We start from the raw sequence: 12,022 nt of genomic DNA, 5'->3' as shown, positions 1-12,022 counted from the left end.
TCGGCCAGGTTCCGGGGCGGCGACGGAGCGGGCAAAAAAGCGGGCCGGTCCGTGGGGGGGGATACGGACCGGCCCGAGGGGGGGTTTCCACCATAACCCCGCGAGAGGGGTGCTTCGTGCATCGCGCGGGCTCGCGGCGTGGCTCGGGCCGGCGGCGGGAGCGGGCAGCCGGGGCTCAGCGGACCGCGGCGGCGCCCAGGAGGAGGGCGCAGAAGGCGCCGGCGATCATGAAGGGGCCGAACGGCATGGTCGTGTTCCGGCCGGATCGGCGGGTGAGCAGCAGGCCCGCGCCGTAGAGGGCGCCCAGCAGGATTCCGGCCGCGCCTCCGGTGATCAGCGTGCGCCAGCCGTACCACCCAAGGGCGACCCCCAGCCCGATCGCGAGCTTGACGTCGCCGAGGCCGAGGCCGGACGGGTTGACGAGATGGAGGACCAGGTAGCCGGCGGCGAGTGCGGCGCCGGCGAGCAGCGCGCGGAGCCAGGGGCCGGGCGCGCCGGTGCACCAGGCGGCGAGGCCGAGGGCCAGGGCGAGGAGCGCGGCCAGCGGGAGGGTCAGTACGTCCGGGAGGCGGCGTACCCGCCAGTCGACGATCGCCAGCAGCACGGCCACCGGTGCCGCCAGCAGCCAGCCGGCGAGTTCCGGGCGGGCGCCCGCGACCGCCGCCAGGGCCGCGCAGACCAGCGCGCCGGCCGCCGCGGTCGGCAGCGCCCCGGGACCGTACGGTGCCCGGCAGGCCGGGCAGCGGCCGGGGCCCAGCCAGCCCCGCAGCACACCGGTGATCGGATGGCCCGCGGGACAGCCCGCGCGCCAGTCGTCCTGCGGCTCCACGGACATCCGGTGCGCGGGCCGCGGCAGGAGCAGCCCGGCGGCGGCCCCGTAGGCGGCGGCGAGAATCATCAGAAGGACGGACACCGGACAGACCCTAGAGCGCGCGGGTTGATAGAACGGCGGGCATGGCGCGCAGGGAGAACGGCCGGGGTGTGCTGCACGGGGCGGACGTCGAGGTCCCGGTGGAGGTCGCGGCCTCGCACCGGGCCCGTACGCGGGGGCTGTTGGGCCGGGACGGGGTCGCCGGGGCGCTGCTGCTGACACCGGCGAGCGGGGTGCACACCTTCGGGATGCGGTTCGCGATCGATGTCGCGTATCTGGGGCGGGATTTCACGGTGCTCGGCGTACGGACCATGCGGCCGGGGCGGTTGGGGCGCCCGCGGTTGCGGGCGCGGCACGTGCTGGAGGCGGAGGCGGGGGCGATGGCGCGGTGGGGGGTGCGCCGGGGCGTGCGGCTGCGGCTGGGCGCGGAGGGCGGGTGAACGCCCCTGGGACGCACGCCTGTTGAGCCTTCCCGGGAAGGAGCAAGGCTGCGCCGGGGCCAGGTGACGAGCCGGTGCCGCGCCCCGCCACGGTGCCGTGCCTCGTCACGAGCCGGTGCCGCGTGGGAAGCTGACCTCGACGCGGCGGTTCTTCTTGCGGCCTTCCTCGGTGCTGTTGTCGGCGATCGGGTACTGCTCGCCGTAGCCGCGGATCTGGAAGGTGACCGACGAGCCGAGGTCGTCGGCCAGTTCGCGCTGGACGGCGTTGGCCCGCTGCTTGGAGAGGACCAGGCCGTGCGCGGCGGAGCCGAGGTTGTCGGTGAAGCCGAACACCCGCAGGTTGGTGGCGTGTTGCTTCTTGGCCTCGTCGGCGATGGCGCCGATCCGGGACAGCGCGTCCGGCGACAGCTCGGCGCTGTCCTTGCCGAACAGCACCTCGGCCTGGAGCGCGAAGGTCACGTTGGCGTTGGTGTCCTGGCGGCGCTCGGAGCCGTCGTCGCTCTCGACGACGGACTTGATGTTGAGGACCTTGGGCGGGGCGAGCTTGGCGCCCTGGACCATCCGCAGGTTGGGGTTGGTGGGGTCGATGCGTACGGGTGCGTCGGTGCCCTCGGTGATGCCGGGCGGGTCGGCGTGCGCGGCCGGGGCGGCGAGCGCGACGGTCAGCAGGAGCGCGGCGGTGGCCGTGAGGGCCCTACGGGAGGCGGTCATCGGTGGCGGCTCAATCCGTGATCTGGACGGTGGCCGGGGGCATCGTCGGCAACTGGAAGTCGACCTCGGTGACCTTGGCGGGCGGCGCCGGGAACTGTGCGAAGACGGGCCGGCTGGCGCCCGGCATGAGGCCGCTGAGGCCGGTCGTACAGAGGCATTCGCCATTGGTGTCGCGCAGGACGAGATAGCGCTTCTTGCCGGCCTCGTCGACGAGGGTGGCGCCGGAGATGGACGAACGGGACTTCAGCTCAGTCTCGTGGGGGCCCCAGCCGATGGCGTTGAAGGGGCGGGTGCCGTGGTTGGAGACGGTCCCGTTGACGGTGACGAAGCCGCCGGGGTCGCGGATGACGGAGTGCAGGGTGACCACTATGCCGTCGGCGCCCTTCATCTCGCCGATGACCTTGGTGGAGTCGGCCGCGGGGCTGCCGGCGCCGCCGTCCTTCCGGGTGGAGGCGTGGGCCGCGGGCTTCTTGCCGTCCGACGCCTGCGCGCCGCCGCCGTCGCCGCAGCCGGCCGCGACGAGAGCCAGGCCGACCGCGCTCGCCAGGGCGACCGCTCGCCTGGCGGCCTTCGTGGGGAGCCGAATGCTCATGGCAGGGTTCCTTTGATCGTGAGGTCGGGGGGGCCGGGGGCGCTCGGGCGGCTCACTGCGCCAGCCGTACGGAGAACAGGTCGGCGGCAGCGGGGAGATCGCTGGGGTGCGCGGGGTCGAGCGTCCGGCCCTTGCCGTCGCAGGTGAGGGTGACCGGGGCGGACCCGGTGCCCTTGCCGTCGCCGCCGGGTGTGGGGGTGGGGGTGGGCTGCCGGCCGGGCGGGGGCGTGGGCCCGCCGAGCGTGCAGCGGGGCTCGACGATCGCCTTCGCGCGGGCCGCGGCGTGTTCGTTCTCGGTGCCCGGGATGACCGAACGGCCCACCGTGTTCAGGGTCTTGACGGTGACCGCGAAGGAGGTGGGCCAGGAGTCCGGGGTGCACGACGAGACCGCGGCGTCGTTGCGTCCGGCGTACCAGTCCGCGCTGCGGCAGGCCGCCGCGGAGGGGGCGCCGCGGCCGTTGAGGAGGTCCTGCCAGGCGGTGGGGTCGCCGGCGTCGTTGCGCAGCGCGTCGAGGAAGCTCCTGCCGAGCTCGTCGCGGTATTTCTGGCCGGCGGCGAGCGCGGCGGCGTCGGCGGCGGTCTGGGCACCGTTGCGGGTGGCCGCCGCCTGGCCGACGGCGAAGAAGGCGAGCGCGAGGAAGAGCAGGCCCCCGATCGCGACGATGTAGATCGGCAGGGTCTGCCCCGCGTCGCGCCGGCGGCGGCGCGTGAGGGTGGCCGGCACGGGAGTGGCGGCGGCTGCGCCTAGATTCCGACGACGTCGGAAATCTTGTTGGCGATGGCGTTCGCGATCTGGCTGCCGAAGTCCGTGGTCGACAGGACCAGCACGATGGCCACGACCACCGCGATGATGCCGAGGTACTCGATCGAGGTCTGTCCCCGGTCGTCGTTCCCCACGATCCGCTTCGCCATCGTCTTCCCCTCCATGGGCCGCCGTCCCGATCTGGTCCGGCTGGTCTGCCCCCGTGGCGCCGGCACGGTCGTCCGCGCGCGTGACACGAGAAAAGTACGCCGGAACAGCGTTCCCGGAACAGGGATTCCGAACCTCATCCTCGGTCGAAACCACGAGCGGTGGATACCCCGGTGCGTTTCGGCCACTGCGCGGCACCTCGGCCACCCCCGTTCCCCCTCCGGAAACACCTGACACGTCTCTCACTGCCCCGGCGTCCATGCCCATGCGGTCCGGCCGGTCGCGCCGCGCCCCTGGCGCGCGCGGCCCCGCCCGGCGCCTCCACTGTGGCACAACTCGTTGCTCCTGCGAAGGCGTTGGCGAGAAGCGGGCGCCGCGACCGTCCTCATCCGGCCGGATACCGGAACGCGCCGCCGAGGGCGTACGCCAGCCCCGCACAGTCGTCGCCGCCGGACGGGTCGGGGGCGTACAGCGCCCATACCCCGAACGCCTCCAGGAACAGCGGGAGTACGCCCAGGATCACAAAGGCCGGCGCGACCCCGAAGGCCCGGGTCCACTGGGGGCGCCGGCCTCGTCGGACCGCGCCGCGGGAGAGCGGCGCGCAGGCGGCCGGCGCCGCGAGACCGCAGGCCAGACCGGCCCAGGCGGCGATGTGCATCCGCAAGGACGGGCCGAAGTAGTGGCAGTTGTGGGAGGTGTCGTGGGCGAAGGCGGCGGCCTGGAGGACGACGAGACCGGCGCCGGGGAGGACCAGACCGGGGACGCCGAGGCCGGTCCGGCGGCGCCAGGCCACGGAGGGGGTCGCGGTGCGGGACGCGGTGGGGTCCATGGGTCAACGGCCCATCAGCGAGCCGAAGTTGGTGCCGGATCCGAGGAAGAAGCCGGCGATCAGCAGGATCATCGTGGCCGGGACCATGAACGTGGTGACGACCATGGTCGCCTTGGGGACCGCGCGGGCGGCCCGCCGGCGTGCGTTCTGGGCGTCCGTACGGCGCATGTCGTCGGCGATCTGGATCAGCGTCTCGACGATCGGCGAGCCCAGCTCCTCGCCCTGCTGCAGGGCGGTGACGAACTGCGCGACCTGTTCGGAGTCGTTGCGTTTGCGCAGCTCCTCGAAGGCGGCGCGGCGGCTGACGCCCATGTCCATCTGCCGTAGCGTGATGCGGAGTTCATCGGCCCAGGGGCCCTCGTACTTCTCCGCGACCCGGTCGAGCGCCTGGCGGAACCCCAGCCCCGCGCTCACCACGACGGCCAGCACGTCCAGAAAGTCCGGAAGCGTGCGTTCGATGGTGTCCTTGCGCTGCCGGATCGCCGCCCAGATGCCGACCTCGGTCCAGAACAGGCCGAACAGCACCATCAGCACGCCCAGCAGCGGCTGGCCGCGCAGGAACATCACCAGCGCCCCGAAGAAGCCCAGCGCCCCGTAGACGGCCCGGCGGGCGGCGTAGCGGTCGACGGTCAGCCCGCCGGGGTTGCCCGCGAGGTCGATCCGCCGGCGGACCCTGGCGACCCGCTTGTCGCCCATCAGCCGCAGGACGAACGGGGCGTAGCGCATCCCCGTACGGTCCACGGCCGAGCCGACGGCCGTCGTACGGGTCGAGCCGACCTCCAGGGACAGTGCGAGGTCGGGCGGGAGCCGGGCCTCGCGGCGGTAGAGCGCGATACCGCAGCAGATGCCGGCGACCGAGAGGGCGAGGGCGAGGGCCAGCAGTATTCCGAGTGTCATGGCGAGACCGGCTTCTGTACCTGGGCGTCGGGGGGCGGGACGTCGGGGGCGGGTGCTACACGTCGATCTTGGAGAGGCGGCGGATGAAGAAGAAGCCGAGCCCGTAGAGGACGAAGGCCGCCACCACCGCGAGCTGGCCGAGGAAGGACGAGGTCATCCGGTCGATGGCGCCCGGGGCGATGCGGTTCATCAGCAGCAGGGTGCCGATGCCGAGCAGCGGGACGACGTACGCGGTGACCACGACCTGGGAGAGCTGGGTGCGGACCTCGCGGCGGGTCTCCTTGCGCTCCTCCAGGGTCTTGGTGAGGTTGCGCAGCGAGCCGACGACGGTGCCGCCGGCGCGGTTGGCCAGCACCAACGTGGTGACCAGCACGACCAGTTCGCGCGAGGGCAGCCGTTCGGCCAGCTCGCCCAGGGCCTCGTCGACGGAGTGGCCGACGGCGAGCTTGTCGGCGACCTTGGCGAGCTCCTCGCCGGCCGGGGCCTCCAGCTCCTCGGCGGCCATTCCCAGGGCGGTGCGCAGCGCCAGGCCGGCCTGGGTGGCGTTGGCGAGGATCCGGGAGAGCTCGGGGAGCTGGTTGATGAACCTCTCGATCCGCTTCTGCCGCTGCCAGTTGAGGAAGGCGAACGCGGCCCAGACGGCGACCAGCGCGGCGATCGGGCCGAAGAACGGGGCGAGGACGGCCTGCGCGACCACCCACAGGACGAGCACCGCGGCGACCATGTAGACGAAGAACTCGCCGGGGGTGAGGTCCAGGCCGGTGGCGGTCAGCCGCAGTGCGAGGCGGCGGCCGAGGCGGGTGTTGCGCAGGGTGCGGTCGACGGAGGGGAAGCGGCGGCGCCGGCCGGCCACCGGCAGCCGGCGCTCGTCCGCGAGCCGGTCCACGACGGCCTGCCGCTGGGCGCGCCCGGACGCGTACGTCCGGGCGCCGGCGATGGCGAGCGCACCGCACAGCACGGTGGCCCCGATGGCGAGCGGGGGGGGGGGGTCCCCGCCGGTCATGTGGTGGCCTTCCGGGTGGCGAGTTGGTCGTCGGTGGCCGCCACGCCGAAGGCGGGCGGGGTGGGCTCGCCGGCCATGAAGAGGCGTTCGGCGAACCGGCGGGGCAGCGGGAAGTAGCGGAAGACGCCGTGCACGACGCGGTCGGCGCCCATCGGTTCGGCCGCGAAGCGGCAGACCGTGACGATCCGGTAGTCCTCGTGGCCGCGCGAGTCGAGGAGGGCGATCTCGCTGATCCGGCGGGAGCCGTCGGCGTGCCGGGTGAGCTGGACGATGCAGTCGACGGCGCTGTTGATCTGGTCGCGCAGCGCCTCGAAGGGGATGCTGACGTCCGACATGGAGGCGAGCGTCTGGAGCCGCATCAGGGCGTCCTCGGCGCTGTTGGCGTGGACGGTGGCGAGCGAGCCGTCGTGGCCGGTGGACATCGCCTGGAGCATGTCGAGGGTCTCCCCGCCGCGGACCTCGCCGACGATGATGCGGTCGGGGCGCATCCGCAGGGAGTTGCGGACCAGGTCGCGGATGGTGATCCGGCCCTTGCCCTCCACGTTGGGCGGGCGGGATTCCAGCCGGATGACATGGCTCTGCTGGAGCTGGAGTTCGGCGGCGTCCTCGACGGTGATGATCCGCTCGCCGTCCGGGATCAGCCCGGAGAGGGCGTTGAGGAGGGTGGTCTTGCCGGCGCCGGTGGCCCCGGAGACCACCACGTTGAACTTGGCGCGCACCAGCCCCGCCAGCAGCATCAGCATCTGCTCGTCGAGGGTGCCGATGCCGATGAGTTCGGCGAGGGTGTAGGCGCGCGGGAAGCGGCGGATGGTCAGGGTGGCGCCGTTGAGGGCCAGCGGCGGGATGATGACGTTGACCCGCTCGCCGGACGGCAGCCGGGCGTCGACCATCGGATGGGACTCGTCCACCCGCCGGTTGACGGTGGACACGATCCGCTCGATGGTCTGCATCAGCTGCTCGTGCGAGGCGAAGCGCACCGGGACCAGCTCGACCCGGCCGGACCGCTCCACGTACACCTGGTCCGGGCCGTTGACCATGATCTCGGTGACCGAGGCGTCTTCGAGGAGCGGTTCGAGCACGCCCAGGCCCAGCGCCTCGTCGACGACCCGGCGGATGAGCTGGGCGCGCTCGGCGGTGGACAGCACCGGGCCCTCGCGGCTGATGATGTGCCCCAGAACGCGCTCCAGCCGCGAGCGGCGCTCCACGGCGGCCAGTGAGGACATCTCGGCCAGGTCGATCTCCTCCAGCAGCTTGGCGCGGTAGACAGCGACCAGATGGCCGTCCTGGCGTGCCTCACCGGCCGGTTCGGGTGCGACGATTCTGGCTTTGAGGCTCATCGCGGTAGCGCTCCTGCCGCTGTTGTTGGTAGTTGCGCCGACGCTCCGGGCGCTCCTGTCGTTGTGCGTGGTGCTTGCGCCGACGCTCCGGGCGCTCCTTCGGAGCGGGGCATGGTGGCGGTGCGGCTGGCGGAGCCGAGGTCGGTGCCGGGGATGACCGAGGGGATCCGCACGGTCGCGGTCGCCTGGACCGTGCCGCCCGAGCCGCCGACGGTGATCGAGGCGCGGTCGGCGACCCAGCCGGTCAGCGCGGCCCGGCCGGCGTCCTGCGGATCGGCCTGCCGGTCGGCCCGGTCCATCGAGGCGGTGCGGGCGGCGGCGCGGGCGGCGGTGCCGGCCTGCTGGACGGCGTAGGCGGCGAGGCCCAGCTGGATGACGGCGAGGGCCAGCACGAGCAGGATCGGCAGGACGCCGAGGAACTCGATGGAGGCGGAGCCCCGGTCGCACCCCCGGGAGCGGGCACGGCGGCCGGCCGGGAGGCACGACTTCCGGGCGGGGATACGGGAGTTCCGGGCCATCACCCTCGCGCCTCCTCGGCCGCGCCGGCGGTGCCGGTGACCGTCCACGGGAACCGGCCGGCGCCCGGGAAGAGCACCGGGACCCTGATCCGGACCGTCGCCTTCCACAGGCCCGCCCCGGTCCGGCAGTCCGTCTCGGCGCCGTCGTGCCAGGCGCGCGGCAGCTCGTGCTCGGCGGCGGTGCGGCAGGCGCCGGCGCCGCCGCCCTCGGTGGCGGTGGCGGCCCGCGCGCCGCGGTCGGCGGAGTCGGCGGCGAGCGAGTAGGTGTAGCCGACCAGCGCGAACTGCCAGAGCAGCACCAGCACCAGGAGGATCAGCGGGAGGACCCCGAGGAACTCCACCGTGACCTGGCCGCGGTCGCTGCCGCCCACCGGACGCCGCACCGGTCAGCCCTCCTCGTACGGGCTGGCCGGATCGAACGGGCCCGGTCCGCCGGGCGGGGTCGGGGCGCCCCGCCGGACGCCGAACCGGCCCGCACCCGCCGCTGCCGGGGCCGGGCCGGGGGCGGATCCCGGCGCCGCGCCCGCCGTGATGGCCTTGCGCTTGCGTCCGGTCAGCGTCGGGCGCGCCCGGTGGCCCCCTCTCCCCTGCCGGGCGGCCGGTGCGTCGACCAGGCCCAGTTCGCCGGCGAGCGTCCACAGCGCCTGCTTGACGACCGAGCGGCCGTCGAGGTCCTGCATCCGGCCGGCGTCGACGCACGGCTGGAGTTCCTTGAAGGCGGCCGGGACCGCGGTCCTGGCGACCTGGGTGCCGGTGGCCTTGGCGACCAGCGGCGGCTGGATCTCGGTGTTGCGGGTGAGGCGGTTGAGGACCGTGACGGTGTCCTCGGCCTTGCGGATCTGGAGCCGGTCCCACAGCCGCACCTGCCGCTTGGCGGCCCGTACGCAGACCACGTCCGGGGTCGCCACCAGCAGTGCCACGTCGGCGAGTTCGACGGCCGCGGCGTTGGCGGACTGCATCTGGGAACCGCAGTCGACGATCACCACTTCGTAGCGGGAGCGCAGCGCGGTGACGATCTGGCGGGCCGCCCGGTCGTCGACCTCCTCGCCGCGCTCGCCCTCCTCGGGGGCCAGCAGCAGCCCGAGTCCGGTGTGGTGGGCGTGGACCGCGTCCTGGAGCACCCGGCCGGAGATGTCCTGGATCCCGGCCAGGTCGACGACCGAGCGGCGGAACTGGACGTCCAGATAGGAGGCGACGTCGCCGGACTGGAGGTCCAGGTCGACCAGTGCGACGCTGCGGCCCGCGGCCCGCGCGGCGAGCGCCAGCTGGACGGCGGCGACGGTGGTGCCGACCCCGCCCTTGGCGCCGGTGACGGTCACCAGCGTGCCGGCCGGGCCGGGGGCCGCGTCCGGGCCGCCTCCCAGGTGGACGCGGACCCCGGCCGCCCACTGGGCCGCGGCCTGCACCCGGGCGGCCAACTCGTCGTAGCCGAGGGGCAGTCCGACGATGCCGCGGGCGCCGGCGTCCATCGCCGCGGAGAACAGCGCGGGCCCGGCGTCCGTGGTGATCAGTACGACGCCGACGGCGGGGAAGCGGAGCGCCACCTCGCGGATCAGCTCCAGCGCCGGCACCGGGCCGATCCGCTCGTGGACGAGGACGACCTCGGGCAGCGCCTCGACGCCGGACGGCGCACCGGCGGGGGGCGGGCCCTGGCCAGCGGGCGGCGCGCCCGCTCCGGGCCCTGCGGCCCCGGCCAGCGCGTCGAGGAGCGCGGTGGAGTCGGCGACCGCGGGCGCCGGTTCGGCGTCCGGCAGCTGGCCGAGGAGCGCGGAGACGGCCCGCGCGGCGTCCGGGTCGCCGACTGCCGGGAGGATGCGGATGGTCACCTGTGCCTCCGGGTCACTTGTCGCCGTCGAGGGTGTAGGTGCGTTCGGCCGGCGGGATGGTGGCCTCGGTGCCGGGGGCGAGCAGGGCGAGCCGCACGTGGGAGGCGAACGACTCGGCGTACGCGACCCGCTGGGCGTCCTCGGTGTCCAGCGCGAAGGTGATCGGGACGGCCTGGCCGGCCTGGCGGGTGCCGGCGGTGGTGTTGCCGGGGTCCTTGGCCTCCAGGGGCGTCAGCTTGCCGACGTCGATGACCTGGGCGCCGGCCACGATGACCTTGGAGACCGGCTTGTCCTCGGGGCGCCGGCCGTCGAAGGTGGCGTAGATGTTCACCCGGGCACCGGGGTTGATCTTGCCGGCCACGCCGGTGGACGCGTCGATCATGATGGCGATCTCCTGCTGTCCGGCCTTCAGCGCCGGCCGGTCGACGATCATGTCGTCCTGGAGCAGCGACCCCTTCTTCAGCGGGGTCACCGCGATCTTGCCGCTGACCTTGTCCAGGTCGGTCACGGCGGTGGGCGGCAGCCACCGCTGGGGCATCTTCACCTCCTCGAACTGCCCGGGATCCAGCGTTTTATAGGCCGCGACGTCCGTCTTGAGCCGGTACGCGGTCTTCTGCGGGCCGATCTCGGACTCGACGTTCCGGATCACCGCCAGCACGCCGACGAACGCGCCGACCGCACAGAGGACGGACAGGAGCAGCAGGATCACTCCGCGGCGCTGGCGTGAGTTCATGGGTGGGGGACCTCGATCGGGACGGTGCGGCGGGCGGTCGGGCGGTCGGTGGTGGGTCAGGTGCCGGCGGCTGCCGGGCGGTTCAGCGCACGCGAGCCACCGCCCGCGCGGTTCCCGGGGCGTCCGGGCGGCCCGGGAGATCGGGGTGGCCGGGCAGGTCCCAGCCGCCGGGCGGCTGCGGTGCGCCGGGCGCCGGCTCCTCGGTGCCGCTCATGATGTTGGGTCCGCGGACGTCGATCCGGCCGGCTCCGCCGCGCGGATCGCCGGGTCCCCGGCCGCCCTGGACCCCGTACGGCGCCACCGGCGAGAGCCCGCGCTGCCGCAGCGGCGCGGCGGCGTGGTCGGCGGGGGCGGGGCAGTCGGGCGGGGCGGTGGGCGGCGGTGCGGGCGCCGGTGCCGTGGCGGCGGCCGGCGCCCCGGCTATGGCGGCCGGTTCGCGCCCCGGGCCGCCGCCCGCCCGGTCCCGGGCCAGCGGCGCCGCGCAGAACGCGCAGCGGTCGCCGATGAGTTCCCGGCCGCACCAGCCGCACTCCTCGCGCCGTACGGACGCCACGAGTTGGTGCAGCAGGGACGGATCCGGAATGGCGGCGGCGAACTCGATCAGCTTCTGGGTGCCCCACCAGCGGGCGGACTCGGCGGGCAGCCGCGCCTCGTACACGCCCTGCACCTGCCAGGAGGGCGCCAGCGCGGAGGTGACCCAGTCGGCGGTGAGCTGGCCGCGGGCGACGGCGAGTTGGGTGGCGAAGCCGGGCGGCCGGAGTCCGGTCTGGGTACCGTGCCGGTCCAGGTGCAGCAGCTGGGGCCGGGGGTTGGCCAGTACGGCGAAGTGGGCGCCGGGCAGCCAGGACTTCATGTGCGAGCGGAGGTCCACCTCGACCCGGTCCAGCCCGCTCACGCTGCCCAGCAGGGCGCCCGCGTGGACGTAGTGCGCCAGCAGCCGGGCGGCGCAGGCCAGCACGCCGGGGCTGAGGCCGTAGAGCGACAACTGGCGCAGCTGGCGGGCGAGGACGGCCACGCCGAGGGGCGGCAGGGCGGTGCGGAGGATGGCGATCCGGTCGCTCTCCAGCACGGCGCGCAGCATGTGCAGCCGTCTGATGTGCTCCGGCGGGCAGGCCGAGGAATACAGCACCACGAGATGCCCGTGGTGCTCCAGCACGGCGCTGGTCTCGGTCAACGCCTCGTCCAGCGGCTGGAGATGCGGGGCCCGCAGCACGACGGCGGCGGGGGTCTGCCGGTCGGTCGCGGGCAGCGCGAGATCCGGGCTGGTGACTGCAATCGCGGTCGGCACGTCGCTCCCCCACTTCCTCCGGCCTCCGGGGCTCCCGGGACCGCGGATCGGCACAGCTCTGCGCCAT

Annotated in this window: 15 protein-coding genes; 1 reads left to right on the top strand and 14 read right to left on the bottom strand. The window is 74.3% G+C overall.

The window, feature by feature from the left end:
• Nucleotides 1-175: 175 nt before the first annotated feature.
• The gene (locus RZ84_RS22875) at nucleotides 176-913 is read right to left on the bottom strand and encodes a prepilin peptidase (protein WP_107068156.1); all 738 of its coding nucleotides are present in this window, start codon (nucleotides 911-913) and stop codon (nucleotides 176-178) included.
• 41 nt (nucleotides 914-954) lie between these two features.
• Between RZ84_RS22875 and RZ84_RS22870 the strand changes: the two genes are divergently transcribed.
• Nucleotides 955-1,311 (top strand): DUF192 domain-containing protein, encoded by a 357-nt coding sequence (locus tag RZ84_RS22870; RefSeq protein ID WP_043265859.1) that lies wholly within the window; start codon nucleotides 955-957, stop codon nucleotides 1,309-1,311.
• A gap of 105 nt (nucleotides 1,312-1,416) precedes the next feature.
• On the opposite strand, the gene RZ84_RS22865 is transcribed toward RZ84_RS22870, so the two are convergent.
• The 13 genes from RZ84_RS22865 to RZ84_RS22805 all read right to left on the bottom strand — a co-directional run bounded on the left by RZ84_RS22865 (nucleotide 1,417) and on the right by RZ84_RS22805 (nucleotide 11,955).
• Nucleotides 1,417-2,022, bottom strand: a complete 606-nt coding sequence (locus RZ84_RS22865; RefSeq protein WP_043265858.1) for an OmpA family protein — start codon at nucleotides 2,020-2,022, stop codon at nucleotides 1,417-1,419.
• Nucleotides 2,023-2,032: 10 nt separating this feature from the next.
• Nucleotides 2,033-2,614, bottom strand: coding sequence for a hypothetical protein (locus RZ84_RS22860; RefSeq protein WP_043265857.1), 582 nt, complete (start codon nucleotides 2,612-2,614; stop codon nucleotides 2,033-2,035).
• Between the two features lie 52 nt (nucleotides 2,615-2,666).
• Complete coding sequence (locus RZ84_RS22855) at nucleotides 2,667-3,338, bottom strand: pilus assembly protein TadG-related protein (RefSeq protein ID WP_043265856.1); 672 nt, start codon at nucleotides 3,336-3,338, stop codon at nucleotides 2,667-2,669.
• A gap of 20 nt (nucleotides 3,339-3,358) precedes the next feature.
• The gene (locus RZ84_RS39905) at nucleotides 3,359-3,526 is read right to left on the bottom strand and encodes a membrane protein (RefSeq protein ID WP_043270593.1); all 168 of its coding nucleotides are present in this window, start codon (nucleotides 3,524-3,526) and stop codon (nucleotides 3,359-3,361) included.
• Nucleotides 3,527-3,909: 383 nt separating this feature from the next.
• Nucleotides 3,910-4,353, bottom strand: coding sequence for a hypothetical protein (locus RZ84_RS22845; RefSeq protein WP_043265855.1), 444 nt, complete (start codon nucleotides 4,351-4,353; stop codon nucleotides 3,910-3,912).
• 3 nt (nucleotides 4,354-4,356) lie between these two features.
• Nucleotides 4,357-5,250, bottom strand: coding sequence for a DUF5936 domain-containing protein (locus tag RZ84_RS22840; RefSeq protein WP_043265854.1), 894 nt, complete (start codon nucleotides 5,248-5,250; stop codon nucleotides 4,357-4,359).
• A gap of 55 nt (nucleotides 5,251-5,305) precedes the next feature.
• Nucleotides 5,306-6,253, bottom strand: coding sequence for a type II secretion system F family protein (locus RZ84_RS22835; RefSeq protein WP_052230106.1), 948 nt, complete (start codon nucleotides 6,251-6,253; stop codon nucleotides 5,306-5,308).
• Entirely contained in the window at nucleotides 6,250-7,590 is a 1,341-nt protein-coding gene (locus tag RZ84_RS22830) for a CpaF family protein (RefSeq protein ID WP_043265853.1), read from the bottom strand. Before RZ84_RS22830 ends, RZ84_RS22835 begins: the two co-directional genes overlap by 4 nt.
• Nucleotides 7,587-8,108 (bottom strand): TadE family protein, encoded by a 522-nt coding sequence (locus tag RZ84_RS22825; protein ID WP_043265852.1) that lies wholly within the window; start codon nucleotides 8,106-8,108, stop codon nucleotides 7,587-7,589. The genes RZ84_RS22830 and RZ84_RS22825 overlap by 4 nt, the downstream gene beginning before the upstream one ends.
• Entirely contained in the window at nucleotides 8,108-8,491 is a 384-nt protein-coding gene (locus RZ84_RS22820; RefSeq protein WP_043265851.1) for a TadE/TadG family type IV pilus assembly protein, read from the bottom strand. Before RZ84_RS22820 ends, RZ84_RS22825 begins: the two co-directional genes overlap by 1 nt.
• 3 nt (nucleotides 8,492-8,494) lie before the next feature.
• The gene (locus tag RZ84_RS22815; RefSeq protein WP_043265850.1) at nucleotides 8,495-9,934 is read right to left on the bottom strand and encodes a CpaE/TadZ family protein; all 1,440 of its coding nucleotides are present in this window, start codon (nucleotides 9,932-9,934) and stop codon (nucleotides 8,495-8,497) included.
• 13 nt (nucleotides 9,935-9,947) lie between these two features.
• Nucleotides 9,948-10,667, bottom strand: a complete 720-nt coding sequence (gene cpaB, locus RZ84_RS22810; protein ID WP_043265849.1) for a Flp pilus assembly protein CpaB — start codon at nucleotides 10,665-10,667, stop codon at nucleotides 9,948-9,950.
• Nucleotides 10,668-10,749: 82 nt separating this feature from the next.
• Nucleotides 10,750-11,955, bottom strand: coding sequence for a hypothetical protein (locus RZ84_RS22805; protein WP_043265848.1), 1,206 nt, complete (start codon nucleotides 11,953-11,955; stop codon nucleotides 10,750-10,752).
• Between the last annotated feature and the right edge of the window lie 67 nt (nucleotides 11,956-12,022).

It is taken from the genome of Streptomyces sp. CT34 (assembly GCF_000805335.1).
In the GTDB taxonomy this organism is placed as follows: domain Bacteria; phylum Actinomycetota; class Actinomycetes; order Streptomycetales; family Streptomycetaceae; genus Streptomyces.
The sequence above is the reverse complement of the archived record's forward strand: the minus strand, read 5'-3'. Positions and strand labels throughout refer to the sequence as shown.